Genomic DNA, 13,435 nt, shown 5'->3' on the forward strand with positions numbered 1-13,435 from the left:
CGACACAGAAGGATTTGCGGTCAAGACTTGCGCGGGCCGCAGATCGTGCACCTACAGTGGCACAGTGACCATCGAAACGTCCATCGGACTCGAGACCGGCCAGCCCTACCCGTACCAGCGCGTCGAGCTGGTCGAGCCGGACTGGACCCGCTTCCCGGGCTGGCGCGACGTCACCGCCGCCGACTGGGCCTCGGTCCAGTGGCAGCGGGCGCACTGCATCAAGAACGTCAAGCAGCTGCGCGAGCTGCTCGGCGACCTCGTGGACGAGCGGTTCTACGCCGACCTCGAGCGCGACCAGGCCGAGCGGGCCACGATGTCGATGCTCGTGCCGCCGCAGATGATGAACACGATGGTCCCGCACGATCTGCCGGCTGGTCCGGGCTCGCTGACCGAGGCGTTCTACGCCGACCCGGTGCGCCACTACATGATCCCGGTCTTCAGCGACCGCCGCACCGACTGGTCCTCGCACCCGCACGCCACCCGCGACTCGCTGCACGAGCACGACATGTGGGCGACCGAGGGGCTGACCCACCGCTACCCCACCAAGGTCCTCGCCGAGCTGCTGCCGACGTGCCCCCAGTACTGCGGCCACTGCACCCGCATGGACCTCGTCGGCAACTCCACGCCGGTCATCGACAAGCTCAAGTTCGTCGCGAAGCCGAACGACCGCATCGGCGACATGCTCGACTACCTGCGTCGTACGCCGTCGGTGCGCGACGTGGTGGTCTCGGGCGGCGACGTCGCCAACATGCCGTGGCCGCGTCTCGAGGCGTTCCTGACCTCGGTGCTCGAGATCGACAACGTCCGCGACATCCGGCTCGCGACCAAGGCGCTGGTCGGCCTGCCGCAGCACTGGCTGCAGCCCGAGGTGCGCGAGGGCGTCGAGCGCGTCGCGACCCTCGCCCGCGCCCGGGGCGTCTCGATCGCGATGCACACCCACGCCAACCACGCGAACTCCATCACGCCGATCGTGGCCGAGGCCGCCGGCGCGATGCTCGACGCCGGGCTGCGCGACGTGCGCAACCAGGGGGTCCTGCTCAACGGCGTCAACGCCGACCCGCACGCCCTGCTCGACCTGTGCTTCCGACTGCTCGACGGCGCCCGGATCATGCCCTACTACTTCTACATGTGCGACATGATCCCGTTCTCGGAGCACTGGCGGGTCTCGGTCGCCGACGCCCAGCGGCTGCAGCACCACATCATGGGCTACCTCCCCGGCTTCGCGACCCCGCGCATCGTGTGCGACGTGCCGTTCGTCGGCAAGCGCTGGGTGCACCAGCTCGCGTCGTACGACGAGGTGCGCGGCATCTCGCACTGGACCAAGAACTACCGCACCTCGATCGAGGCGAGTGACCCCGAGGCGCTGACCCGCACCTACTCCTACTACGACCCTATCCACACCCTGCCCGCCGAGGGACAGGCGTGGTGGGCCGAGAACGCCTCCCTCGACGAGACCGCCCTCGCGGCCGCCGAGATGGCCGAGGCCTCACGGCGTACGGCGGCCCTGCAGGCGTATTGAGCCGATCCTGCGGCGCGCCATGGCCCATAAGGGTCATGTCGCGCCGCGCCGGGCCCGTCGAGCATGGGGCGCATGCGCTCCCGGATCCTCACGGCCCTCGCGGTGCTCGTCGCCGCCTTCCTCCTGGTGACCGACCCGGTCGTGGCGGACGCCGCCCGGACGATCACCGGCAAGGACATCAAGAACGGGTCGGTCACCGGCAAGGACATCAAGGACGGCTCGCTCCAGGCCGCCGACCTCTCCGCCGCCGCAGTCACGCAGTTGAGGGGGAACACCGGCCCCACCGGCCCGGCCGGGCAGACGGGCCCGGCAGGTGCCTCGGCGTTCGCTCCGCCACCGGCCGGCACCGTGGTCACGGGTGGCGGCCTGCTCTCGGTCGACGTGAGCGGCGGGACCTACCTCCGCTCCTACAGCCCGCTCCCGGTCACCACGACGCGGCCGCTGTCCGACAGCAGTGCGAGCAGGTCGGTCCTGTTCGGCGCGAGCACCTTCGCGGCCCAGAGCCTCGTCGACGCGGCCCGCTGTCCAGGCACCTTCGCCGCTCCGACCGCCGCGGCCGGCGTCCTGTGCGTCTACGTCGGCGCGACGTCCAACATGGAGCCAACGAGCGGTGAGCTCTATGCGGGCTCCGGCACCGGCGCAGACGGTGCCGACTCCAGCGGCTTCTACCTGGCCGGCCTCACCCAGGGTGCGGGCGCCGCGGTCGTGCGCTACACCTGGGCCTACACCGCGGGCTGACGCCCGACCTCCTCCGAGGTCAGGTGACAGGGCGGTTCTCGTAGTAGGTCGACAGCACGATGGTGGTGCGCGTCGAGACGTTGGCGGCGGCGCGGATGCGCGCGAGCAGCGACTCCAGGTCGCTGGGACGGGCGAGGCGGACCTTGAGGACGTAGCTCTCGTCGCCGGCCACCGACCAGCACGACTCGATCTCGGGGATCGACTCCAGCTTGCCGGGGGCGTCGTCGGGCTGGCTGGGGTCGATCGGGCGGATCGAGATGAACGCCGTGATCGGCAGGCCGAGCTCGTCGTGGTTGACCTGGGCGCCGTAGCCGAGGATGAGGCCGCGCTGCTCGAGCCGCTTGACCCGCTGGTGCACCGCCGACGTGGACAGCCCGGTGGCCTTGCCGAGGTCGGTGAAGGACATCCGCCCGTCCGTGGCGAGCAGCTGCAGGATGTGGCGGTCGATGGCCTCGATCGGGGCGGTCGTCACCTCCGCACCCTAGCCGCGCTCGGGGCCCTGCGGCTGGGGGTGCCGCCTGACAGGATGCTCGCGTGACCCGCTCCGGTGACCGCCTGATGCTGCTCGACTCCGCCTCGATGTACTTCCGCGCGTTCTTCGGCGTGCCCGAGATCAAGGCCGACGACGGCACCCCCGTCAACGCCGTGCGCGGCTTCCTCGACTTCATCGCCCGCCTGGTGAACGAGTACGACCCCACCCACCTGGTCTGCTGCTGGGACGACGACTGGCGCCCGCAGTGGCGCGTCGACCTGCTGCCGTCGTACAAGGCGCACCGGGTGGTGCAGGAGGTCGAGACCGGCCCGGACGTCGAAGAGGTGCCCGACCCGCTCGAGGTGCAGGTGCCGATCATCGTCGAGGTGCTCGAGGCGTTCGGGCTGTGCCGGATCGGGGCGCCCGGCTACGAGGCCGACGACGTCATCGGCACGCTGGCCACCGGGGCCGGCTGCCCCGTCGACGTGGTGACCGGCGACCGCGACCTGTTCCAGCTGGTCGACGACGAGGCCGAGGTGCGCGTGCTCTACATCGCCCGCGGCGTCGGCAAGCACGAGCGGGTGGACAACGCCTGGGTGCGCGCGAAGTACGGCGTCGACGCCCGGCAGTACGCCGACTTCGCGACGCTGCGCGGCGACGCCTCCGACGGCCTGCCCGGGGTGGCCGGGGTCGGCGAGAAGACGGCGGCCAGTCTGCTCGGCACCTACGGCGACTTGGCGGGGATCGTGGCGGCCGCTCAGAACCCGGTCACCGACCTCGGTCCCGGCCCGCGCGGCAAGATCAAGGCGGCCGCCGACTACCTCGCCGTCGCGCCGAAGGTCGTCGCCGTCGCTCGCGACCTCGATCTCGACCGCGGCGCGATGCAGCGACCGGTGACCCCGGCCGACCCCGAGAAGGTCGCCGAGCTCGCCGCCCGGTGGAACCTCGAGTCGCCCGCCGCGCGCCTGGTCGAGGCGCTGATGGCGAAGGCGTGATGAGGTGACTCACCCCGGCGCTCGACGGATGCGGGGTACCGGTTCGACATGTCCCGCATCGCGATCGTCGGGGGCCACGGCAAGGTGGCCCAGCACCTCATCACCGCACTGAGCGAGGGCGGGCACACGCCCGTCGCCCTCGTCCGCAAGCCGGAGCAGCGCGCCGAGCTCGAGGGCAAGGGTGCGGAGGTGCGCCTGCTCGACATCGAGCAGGACGGTGCCGACGAGTTCTCGGCGGCGTTCGCGGGCTGCGACGCCGTCGTGTTCGCCGCCGGTGGTGGCGCCGACGGCAACATCGAGCGCAAGCGCACCGTCGACCTCGGCGGCTCGCTGAAGTCGATCGAGGGCGCCCGCGGGGCCGACGTGCGCCGGTTCGTGCAGGTCTCGGCGATCGGCGTCGACGACGAGCTGCCCGAGGACACCGACGACGTCTGGCGCGCCTACGTCGAGGCCAAGCGCGACGCCGACGCCGCCCTGCGCGACTCCGACCTCGACTGGACGATCATCCGCCCCGGTCGGCTCACCGACGACGCCGCCACCGACCGGGTCGCCCTCGGCCCGGACGTCGAGCGCGGGGACGTCACCCGCGCCGACGTGGCCGCCGTCATCGCCGCGGTGCTCGAGGACCGCGGCACCGTCGGCGCCCAGTGGAACCTCGTCGGCGGCGACCAGCCGGTCGCCGAGGCGGTCCGCAGCGCTCAGAGCTGACCGACGACGGGTGGTTCCGAGACGGCGCTGGCGCGCCTCCTCGACCAGCGATACCGGTGGTTGAGGAAGGACGAAGTCCTGTCTCGAAACCACCCGACCACCGACAGTGGTTTCGAGACGGCGCTAGCGCGCCTCCTCAACCAGCGGTGGAGCTCAGCCCTCGTCGCCCAGCCCGGAGTAGGCGACGACGCCGCGACGCAGGACCTTGACGACCTGGCGGGCGGTGTCGCGGAGCGGGCCGTCGCCAGCCGCGTCGGCGACCTGGCCGGCCAGGTCGAGCAGCTGCTTCATCCAGCGCACGAAGTCACCGGCGGCGAGGTCGACGACCTCGAGGACCTCGTCGAGCTCGTCGCCCTCGGCCCAGCGGTAGGCCGCCCACGCGAACCCCTGATCGGGCTGGCGGAGGTAGTCGAGGTGGTGCTCGCGCTCGAGCGCGTCGAGCTGCGCCCACAGCCGCACCATCTGGCCGACGACCTCGCGCACCTTCACACCGGGCAGGCGCGGCGGGCCGGCGTCGTCGGGACGGCGGGCCTCGAAGACGAGCACGGACAGCACGGCGGCGAGCTCGGAGACGGTGAGGTCGTCCCACAGGCCCTGGCGCAGCGCCTCGGCCGCGACGAGGTCGAGCTCGGAGTAGAGACGCATCAGGTGGCGACCCTGCTCGGTCACCCGGACGTCGCGACCGCGGCCGTCGAGGTACCCGAGGGCCGTGAGCACGTCGCAGACCCGGTCGAACTGGCGGGCCACGGTGTTGGTGCGGTTCTCGACGCGCCGGCGCAGTGCCGTGGCGTCGCGCTCGAGCTTGAAGTAGCGCTGCGCCCAGCGGTCGTGGTCCTCGCGGTCGGGGCAGGCGTGGCACGGGTGGGCCTTGAGCCGCTCGCGCAGCTCGGCGATCTCGCGGTCGACCGGTGAGTCGGAGGGGCCGCCGCGACCCGGACGCCGCTTGCCGGGCGGCGGCGGGGCCAGGTCGTGGGTGCGGCTGCGCAGGGCCTGGGCGAGGTCGCGGCGCATCTGCGGGTTGCGCCCGTTGAACGACTTCGGGATCCGGACCTGTGCGAGCGAGGCGACCGGCACCGGGAAGTCGATCAGCGCCAGGCGCCGGGCCTGCCGGTCGGCCGTGACGACGTAGGGGCGGGGGTTGACCTCCTCCCACCCGGGGTCGACGACCACGGCGTAGCCGGCGAACTTGCCGGTCGGCACCTCGATCACGTCACCGCGCTTGAGCTGGCGCAGCGACTCGATGACCTCGTCGCGCCGGTCGGCGCGCTTGGCCTTGCTCGCCCCCTTCTCGAGGTCGGAGATCTGGCGCCGCATGCCGGCGTACTCCATGAAGTCGCCGAGGTCGCACGTCGCCGCCTCGGCGTAGCCCTGCAGCGCGTCCTCGGCCTTGCGCAGCTGGCGGGCGAGCCCGACCACCGCCTTGTCGGCCTGGAACTGGGCGAACGACTGCTCGAGCAGCTCGCGCGAGGTCTCGCGGCCGTAGGTGTGCACGAGGTTGACGGCCATGTTGTACGAAGGCCGGAAGGACGAGCGGAGCGGGTAGGTCCGGGTGGAGGCGAGCCCGGCGACCTCGCCGGGGTTCATCCCCGGCTGCCACAGCACGACGCCGTGCCCCTCGACGTCGAGGCCGCGGCGTCCGGCCCGGCCGGTGAGCTGGGTGTACTCCCCCGGCGTGATGTCGGCGTGCGCCTCGCCGTTCCACTTGGTGAGCTTCTCGATCACCACGGTGCGCGCGGGCATGTTGATGCCCAGCGCGAGGGTCTCGGTGGCGAAGACGACCTTGCACAGCCCGCGCAGGAAGAGCTCCTCGACGACGTGCTTGAACGCCGGCAGCATGCCCGCGTGGTGGGCCGCGACGCCGCGGGTGAGCGCGTCGAGGAAGTCGTGGTAGCCGAGGACGTGACGGTCCTCGTCGGGCAGGTCGTGGCACGCGGCCGTGACGTAGTCGTGGATCGTGTCGCGCTCCTCCGGCGTCGTCAGCCGCACGCCGGCGTTGAGGCACTGCTGCACCGCCGCGTCGCAGCCGACCCGGCTGAAGACGAAGACGATGGCGGGCAGCAGCCCCTCGCGGTCGAGCCGGTCGACGACGTCGGGGCGCGACGGGATCCAGACCCGGCGGCCGTTGCCGACGTTGCGACCGCCCTTGGGTCCCGCCTTGGACGCGCCGGGCTTGCCCCCGCGCGGCGAGCGGCGGTCGCGCATCAGCCGGGTGGAGGCCCAGTCGTCGCGGGCCACGCGCATCAGCTCGCCGTTGACCGGCGCGCCCTCGCGGACGAAGCCGCTGGCCGCGTCGACGTCGGAGGAGGCGAACAGGTCGTGCAGCCGCTTGCCGACCATGACGTGCTGGAAGAGCGGCACCGGTCGGCGCTCCTCGACGATGGTGGTCGTCTCGCCGCGCACGGTGGCCAGCCACTCGCCGAACTCCTCGGCGTTGGAGACGGTCGCGCTCAGCGAGACCACGGTCACCGACTCCGGCAGGTGGATGATGACCTCCTCCCACACGGCGCCGCGCGAACGGTCGGCGAGGTAGTGCACCTCGTCCATCACGACGAACCCGAGACCGACCAGCGTCCGCGAGCCGGCGTAGAGCATGTTGCGCAGCACCTCGGTGGTCATCACGACCACCGGCGCCTCGCTGTTGACGACGTTGTCCCCGGTCAGCAGTCCGACGTCGTCGGGGCCGTAGCGGGCGACGAGGTCGTGGTACTTCTGGTTGCTCAGGGCCTTGATCGGCGTCGTGTAGAAGCACTTGCGCCCGGTCGCGAGCGCCAGGTGGATCGCGAACTCGCCGACGATGGTCTTGCCCGAGCCGGTCGGCGCCGCGACGAGGACGCCCCGCCCGTCCTCGATCTCACGGCAGGCCCGCAGCTGGAAGTCGTCCAGCGGGAAGTCGTAGAGCGCCTCGAAGTCCTTGACGACGGGGTGGCCCTTGGTCCGCATGTGGGCGGCGTAGCGCTCCGCAGGGGACAGCTCGCCGACCTCGCCCGTGCTCACCGGTCCAGCCTAATGAGGAGGCCTAGGCCAGGACGGTCAGCGCCCCCGGAGCGGCGGTCACGGTCAGCGGCAGTCCGCCGAACCGCTCGCCGTCGGCGTACGCCGTGATGCCGGGACTGGCCACCGTCACCGAGCGCACGCGGTGGCGCTCGTACTGCGGGTGGGTGGTGTGGGTGCCGCGGAACAGCTTGGGGTAGGTCCGCACCAGCCCGGCCCGGCTGAGCGGCTTGATGACGACGACGTCGAGCAGGCCGTCGGTGAGGTCGGCGCCCTCGCACATCCGCAGCCCGCCGCCGTACGACGGCCCGTTGCCGACGGCGACGAGCATCGCCTCGAGGCTGAGCGAGGTGCCGTCGAGGTCGAGGGTGTAGCGCAGCGGCTCGAAGACGCGGAGCTCGGCGAGGGTGGCGATGTTGTAGCGCATCTGCCCGCGCGGCCAGCTCATCTCGTTGGCGCGCTCGTTGACCAGGGCGTCGAAGCCGGCGCAGAGCACGGTCACGAAGTGGCGATCACCGACGCGGGCCAGGTCGATGGTGCGGGTGCGCCCGGCGATCACCCGGTCGGCCGCGGCCACCGGGTCGGTGCGCGGCAGGTCGAGGTAGCGCGCGACGTCGTTGCCGGTGCCGGCCGGGACGACGCCCAGGGCGGTCGAGCTGCCGGCGAGCACCTGCGTGGCCAGGTGCACCATGCCGTCGCCGCCGACCACCACGAGCGCGTCGACCCCGTCGGCGACCGCCTGCGCGGCCATCGCCTCCGACTCCTCGGCGCTGGCGCCCACCAGGTCGCGCACGACCAGCCCGGCCTCCCGCAGTCGGGCCAGCACCGGTCCGCGGGCTCGGCCCGCGCGTCCCTTGCCGGCCGCCGGGTTGGTGAGCAGGGCGATCTCGCGAGGCACGAGCGAAGGCTAGTGCGTCACCGCGCGCGCAGGGCGAGCCGCACCGACCACCGCGCGGGGTCGGCGCCGACCGCACGGGCCAGGCGGGTCAGCGCCTCCAGCACGTCGTCGGCGGCGTACGCCGTGCCAGGGGTCGCGACCGCCGTGCGACCGTCGTGGCTGACGAGGAGCACCTCGCCGTGCTGCCAGACCTGGTGGGCCCGGGCGCGCAGGGCGCTGTCGACGACCGGCGCCGGGTAGGCCTGGTCGACGGCGAGCAGGTCGCAGCCCAGAGCGAGGTCGGGCTCGGCCGCGATGCTCCCCTCGACGAGGTGGCCGCCCAGCCCGGCGTCGGCGGACCAGGTCACCGACCGCTCCCCCACCCAGTCGGGCAGGTCGAACGGGTCGAGCTCCGTCGTCGTGACCGGACCGGTCACAGCGGGGAGAGCTCGTCGTCGTCCCAGTTCTCGGTGCTCTCCTCGCCCTTGCCGCGGGCGCGGTCGACCAGCCGGGCGATCACCTCGGCGACGAGGAAGAGCAGCAGCATCGGGACCGCGAGGAACAGCATCGAGAACGGGTCGGTCGACGGCGTGCCGACCGCGGCGAAGACGAACGTCGCAAGGATGATCCACGGCCGGTAGCGTCCCAGCGCCTTGCCGGAGACGACGCCCGCGAGGTTGAGCATCACCACGAAGAGCGGGATCTCGAAGGCGATGCCGAAGATCAGCAGCATCCGGCTGATGAAGGAGAAGAACTCCGTGAACTCGACCAGGTTGGTGACGCCCTCGGGCGTGAACCCGATCAGGACGGCGATCGCCTTGGGGAGCACGTAGTAGCCCGTGGCCGCGCCCGCGAAGAACAGCGGACCGGCGATGGCCGCGAAGATGCGCGACCACTTGCGCTCGCTCGCGTGCAGGCCCGGGAGGATGAACCCCCAGATCTGGTAGAGCCAGTAGGGGCTCGACGCCAGGAGCGCGGCCACCCCGCACAGCTTGAGCTGGAAGGTCAGACCGGCCGTCACACCGTTGATGACCGGCTCGGTCTTGGTGCTCGAGTCGATCTGCTCCCGCGCCCGCAGGTAGGGGTCGAGGACGAGCTGGTAGAGGTCGTTGTAGAAGTACAGCATCACGAAGAAGACCAGGACGACGACGAGCGTCGCCCGGATCAGCCGTGCTCGGAGCTCACGCAGGTGGTCCGAGAGGGCCATCCGGCCGTCGGAGCCGATGGCGTGCTGAGGCTTGCCCGACAGGAGCCGGACGAATCCCTTGATCAAGGAGCGGTCGGTTCAGCGCCGGCCGTCAGGCCGGGTTGTCGCGGCGCAGCTTCTCGGCCTCGGCGTCGAGCTCGGCCTGGCGAGCAGCGAGGTCGCGCTGCCGGGTCTCGAGCTCGAGCTGGGCCTGCGTCTTCTCGGCCGGCGTCGTGGCAGCCGAGCCGACGACCGGCTTCTCGTCGTCGTCGTCCATCAGGCCCTTGGTCTCGGCCTTGAAGATGCGCAGCGCGCGTCCGCTGCCGCGGGCGAGCTCGGGCAGCTTGGCCGCACCGAACAGCAGGATGATGACAGCCAGGATGATCAGGAGCTCAGGGGTGCCGAGGCCCCCGATGGCGAGCGCGTACATGGTGATCCTCACGTGGACGGGTCGGGCACGCCCACAGTACCTCCCACCTCATGCGTAGAGGCTGAGGGTCTCCTGTGCGGCGGCGGTGAACGTCTCGGCGTACGCCGCGGGCGCGACCACCCGGGCGTGCGGGGCCAGGCGCAGCAGCAGCCGGGTCAGCCACCGCTCGTCGGCGACCGTGATGACCACCCGCAGGGGTGCGTCGGCGGCCACGTCCTCGTCGAGACCACTGCCGAGGACCTCGACCGGGTAGTAGTCGACGATCCAGCGGGCCGCGGGGTCGAGCTCGAGGGTCACCGGGGTCACGTCGCTGGCCTGGGCGAAGATGCCGTCGGCCAGGTCGCGGGGCGGCTCGGGGGCAGTGGCGACCGGCGTGTCGAGCACCTCGGCGTGCTCGATGCGGTCGAGGCGGAACAGCCGCGGCGCCTCGGCGGAGTGGCACCAGGCGTCGAGGTAGAGGTGGCTGCGCGCCTGCCCGGGGCCGGGTACGACGCCACGCGGGTCGACGACGCGCTCGGACTGCTCGTCGCGCGCGGCGACGTAGTAGCCCAGACGCACCTGGCGCCCGGCGTCGGCCGCACCCTGCAGGCGACGGGCGAGCAGCGCCTGGTCGGCGTCGGCGGCGTCCTGGCCCGGGTCGACGAGCGGCGTGACCCCGCCCTCGGCGGCGGCGGTCTCGAGCTTGGCCAGCGCCCGGTCGACGACCTCGCGGGTCGCCTCGCGCGCACCGTTGCGCAGCGCGCGGAGCGCCACGATGATCGCCGAGGCCTCGGTGGGGCTCAGCCGCAGCGGGCGGGCGAGGTAGTCGGCGTTGGAGACGCGGATGACCCCGTCGCTGCGCACGCCGTCCTCGCCCTCGAGGGCGTCGAGGTCGACGTCGATCAGGTCGTCGGGGTAGCCCCCGGGCAGCCCGCACATGAAGAGCACCTTCAGGTCGCGCAGCAGCTGCTCGGGCGTGACCCGCAGGGCGGTGGCGGCCTCGTCGAGGCGGACCTCGCCGTGGGCGTGGAGGTAGGGCACGAGGGTGAGGAGCCGGGCGACCTGCTCCTTCGCGCCGGCGCTCGGGGCGCCGCCCCGGTCCGCGGTGCTCACGAGGTCACGGTCCGGCGGTCGTCGAGCGCCGCGCGCAGCCGGCCGACGACCCGTTCGCGCAGCGCGGGCGGCGAGACGACCAGCACGTCGGCGCCGTAGCCGAGGACCTCGTCGGCGAGGCCGAGCGAGCCCCGCTCCAGCACCAGCCGGTCCCACGCGGTGGCGGTGTCGGGTCCGGGCACGCCCTCCTCGACGCGGTCGGCGCCGACCCGCAACGTGTGGCCCGCCCCGCGGCGCACCAGCAGCTCCACCCGGGTCGTCGACGGCTGCGGAGCGAGGCGACGCGCGACCTCGCTGACATCGGTGCCGGGCGGGACCTCGTAGGCCCCGCCGCGACCCGACTTGCGCGCGCGGCCCTGCACCCGGGAGAGCCGGAAGATGCGCTCGGCGCGGCGGTCGGTGTCGAGGCCGACGACGTACCACCGCCCGGCGTACCTCGCGACGCCCCAGGGCTGCAGGTGGCGTGTGGTGGGCTCCTCGTCGCCGGGCTTCAGGTAGTCGAAGACCACCGCCTGGCGCTCCTGGGTGGCCTCCCAGAAGACGTCGAACGACGGCTCGTCGGCGCTGAGCCGCGGCTCGACGATGTCGAGGGCGCCGAGGTCCAGGTCGTGGCCCTGCGCGGCGAGCTTGCGGACCGCCTCGGTGGTGGCCTCGGCGAGGCGCGCGTGCTGCCAGACCTTGGTGGCGACGCCGATCACGGCGGCCTCGTCGGGGGTCAGCGTGATGTCGGGCAGCGCGAAGTCGTCGGGGCTGATGCGGTAGCCGGGCTCGTCGTCGAAGAGCGGGTCGAGCGTGCCGACCTCGATCGGGACGCCCAGGCTGCGCAGCTCCTCCTTGTCGCGCTCGAACATCTTCTCGAACGCCTCGAACCCCGAGTCGGGGTAGAGGATCTCGCGGATCTTCGCCTTGGAGACGTAGTGGCGCTGCACCAGCAGCATGATCAGCAGGTTGAGCAGCCGTTCGCTCTTGCCCGCCGCCATGCGGCCCATCATGTCAGGGCCGTCTGATCAGCCCCGGGCACGCCCTGGTCAGCCCTGGTCAGGCCGCGCCGAGCACGTCGATGACGAAGACGAGGGTCGCGTTGGCCGGGATGCCCGAGTCGGGCTGTCCCGCCTCGCCGTAGCCGAGCGACGGCGGGATCTCGAGGACCACACGCGAGCCGATCGGCACACCCTTGAGCGCCTCGTCCCAGCCCTTGATGACCTGACCGGTGCCGATGCCGAAGGCGGTCGGGGTGCCGGTGCTGTAGTTCTCGTCGAACGGCGCGTCGCCGCCGAAGGCCTGACCGAGGTAGTTGACCGCGATGGTCTGGCCCTTCTTGACCCGGTCGCCGGTGCCCTGGATCAGCTGGACGCGGCGCAGGTCGTCGGTCGGCTGCGGGACGCCGTCGAAGGAGAACGACGCGGGCTTGCCGTCGGTCTCGTTCAGCTTCGGCATCCAGTCGGGGGCCGGCTGGGCCTTGCCGTCGGGGGCGGTGAGGACCGGCGAGACCAGGTCGACGACGATCAGCACGCTGTCCTTGTTGCCGATGCCGAGCTGGGCGTTGCCGGCCTCACCGAAGATCTCGTCGGCCGAGCCGGTCACCGCGAGCCGCGAGCCGATCGGGGCGCCCTCGACGCCGTCGAGGAACTCCGGGAGCGAGTCACCGACCGCGAGCAGCTCCGCGCGCTCCTCGGTGTAGGTGCTGAACGCCTCCTGCTTCGAGAAGCCGTTGCCGATCCACAGCTGGGCCATCGCGGCCTGACCCTCGCCGAAGTCGGGTCCGTCGCCCTCGGTGATGGTCTCGGTCTCGAGCTTGCCTGCGTCCATCGACGCCTTCCACTTCACCTCCGGCGCGGTGCCGACGTCACCGGAGATGGTCACGGCGTCGAGCCGGTCGGCGGTCTTGCCCTGGCCGGGCACCGCCTCGGTGTCGCCGCCGTCGCTGCCGCACGCGGTGAGCGTGAGCGCGCAGACGGACACGAGGGCAGGCACGATCGCGAGACGTCGCAGAGGCAGCACGTGCTGCACCTTAACCGGGGCGCCTGAGGAGTCCCTGATCGACGTACGCCGGTGGTCACCCAGCGAGCGTCGTACCCCGGTGGTCGAGCAGCCGTACCCCGGTGGTCGAGGAAGGACGGAGTCCTGTCTCGAAACCACTCGACCTCCGCCGGTGGTTTCGAGACGGTCGCTAGCTGTGATGTCCAGGCACGTTGGTCGAGATCGTGCGACGACACGATCTGATGCCGTAGATAGGTGAAGACCCCCTGTTGTGAAGTGGAGCTGTCTAGGCCAAACCGCTTCACCAACAGGAGGTCTTCATGCCCCACGCTATACATTCCAACGCTGCGCTGGCTCCGACGGCGCGGCTCAAGCTGGCCCGCCTGATCATCGACGAGGGCTGGGACATCGCCCGAGCCGCCGAGCGCTACGACGTCTCGTGGCGCA

At 72.0% G+C, this 13,435-nt stretch carries 13 protein-coding genes; 4 read left to right on the forward strand and 9 right to left on the reverse strand.

Features of this window, described 5'->3' with window-relative positions; genetic code table 11:
- The first annotated feature begins 64 nt into the window (after positions 1-64).
- Both GRQ65_RS05020 and GRQ65_RS05025 read left to right on the forward strand, forming a co-directional pair.
- Entirely contained in the window at positions 65-1,519 is a 1,455-nt protein-coding gene (locus GRQ65_RS05020; RefSeq protein ID WP_160875713.1) for a lysine 2,3-aminomutase, read from the forward strand.
- A gap of 72 nt (positions 1,520-1,591) precedes the next feature.
- Positions 1,592-2,257, forward strand: a complete 666-nt coding sequence (locus GRQ65_RS05025; protein ID WP_160875715.1) for a hypothetical protein — start codon at positions 1,592-1,594, stop codon at positions 2,255-2,257.
- A 19-nt stretch (positions 2,258-2,276) separates the two neighbouring features.
- Here GRQ65_RS05025 and GRQ65_RS23805 read toward each other — a convergent pair whose 3' ends face one another.
- On the reverse strand, positions 2,277-2,729 hold the full coding sequence (locus GRQ65_RS23805) for an Lrp/AsnC family transcriptional regulator (protein WP_439331842.1): 453 nt from the start codon (positions 2,727-2,729) through the stop codon (positions 2,277-2,279).
- An 86-nt stretch (positions 2,730-2,815) separates the two neighbouring features.
- Here GRQ65_RS23805 and GRQ65_RS05035 point away from each other — a divergent pair, with 86 nt between their 5' ends.
- Together GRQ65_RS05035 and GRQ65_RS05040 are read left to right on the forward strand one after the other, a co-directional pair.
- Complete coding sequence (locus tag GRQ65_RS05035; RefSeq protein WP_160875873.1) at positions 2,816-3,724, forward strand: 5'-3' exonuclease; 909 nt, start codon at positions 2,816-2,818, stop codon at positions 3,722-3,724.
- 48 nt (positions 3,725-3,772) lie between these two features.
- Positions 3,773-4,432: an SDR family oxidoreductase gene (locus tag GRQ65_RS05040; protein ID WP_160875717.1), complete on the forward strand. Its 660-nt coding sequence runs from the start codon at positions 3,773-3,775 to the stop codon at positions 4,430-4,432.
- A 153-nt stretch (positions 4,433-4,585) separates the two neighbouring features.
- Here GRQ65_RS05040 and GRQ65_RS05045 read toward each other — a convergent pair whose 3' ends face one another.
- The 8 genes from GRQ65_RS05045 to GRQ65_RS05080 form a co-directional block, all read right to left on the reverse strand.
- A complete protein-coding gene (locus GRQ65_RS05045) occupies positions 4,586-7,372 on the reverse strand; it encodes a DEAD/DEAH box helicase (protein ID WP_160875875.1) in 2,787 nt (928 codons plus the stop codon).
- A 76-nt stretch (positions 7,373-7,448) separates the two neighbouring features.
- Positions 7,449-8,321 (reverse strand): diacylglycerol kinase, encoded by an 873-nt coding sequence (locus GRQ65_RS05050; protein WP_160875719.1) that lies wholly within the window; start codon positions 8,319-8,321, stop codon positions 7,449-7,451.
- 17 nt (positions 8,322-8,338) lie between these two features.
- Positions 8,339-8,737 carry a hypothetical protein gene (locus GRQ65_RS05055; RefSeq protein ID WP_160875721.1) on the reverse strand — a complete coding sequence of 133 codons (399 nt, stop codon included), beginning with the start codon at positions 8,735-8,737 and terminating at the stop codon, positions 8,339-8,341.
- A complete protein-coding gene (gene tatC, locus GRQ65_RS05060) occupies positions 8,734-9,573 on the reverse strand; it encodes a twin-arginine translocase subunit TatC (protein ID WP_237447660.1) in 840 nt (279 codons plus the stop codon). Before tatC ends, GRQ65_RS05055 begins: the two co-directional genes overlap by 4 nt.
- Positions 9,574-9,598: 25 nt before the next feature.
- Positions 9,599-9,916, reverse strand: coding sequence for a Sec-independent protein translocase subunit TatA (tatA, locus tag GRQ65_RS23270; protein ID WP_202387362.1), 318 nt, complete (start codon positions 9,914-9,916; stop codon positions 9,599-9,601).
- A 48-nt stretch (positions 9,917-9,964) separates the two neighbouring features.
- Positions 9,965-11,008 (reverse strand): WYL domain-containing protein, encoded by a 1,044-nt coding sequence (locus GRQ65_RS23810; protein ID WP_160875723.1) that lies wholly within the window; start codon positions 11,006-11,008, stop codon positions 9,965-9,967.
- On the reverse strand, positions 11,005-11,988 hold the full coding sequence (locus GRQ65_RS05075) for a helix-turn-helix transcriptional regulator (protein ID WP_160875725.1): 984 nt from the start codon (positions 11,986-11,988) through the stop codon (positions 11,005-11,007). The genes GRQ65_RS23810 and GRQ65_RS05075 overlap by 4 nt, the downstream gene beginning before the upstream one ends.
- A 58-nt stretch (positions 11,989-12,046) precedes the next feature.
- Positions 12,047-13,009 (reverse strand): FKBP-type peptidyl-prolyl cis-trans isomerase, encoded by a 963-nt coding sequence (locus GRQ65_RS05080; protein WP_160875727.1) that lies wholly within the window; start codon positions 13,007-13,009, stop codon positions 12,047-12,049.
- Positions 13,010-13,435 lie beyond the last annotated feature (426 nt).

The organism is Nocardioides flavescens (assembly GCF_009823805.1).
GTDB classification, from domain to species: domain Bacteria; phylum Actinomycetota; class Actinomycetes; order Propionibacteriales; family Nocardioidaceae; genus Nocardioides; species Nocardioides flavescens.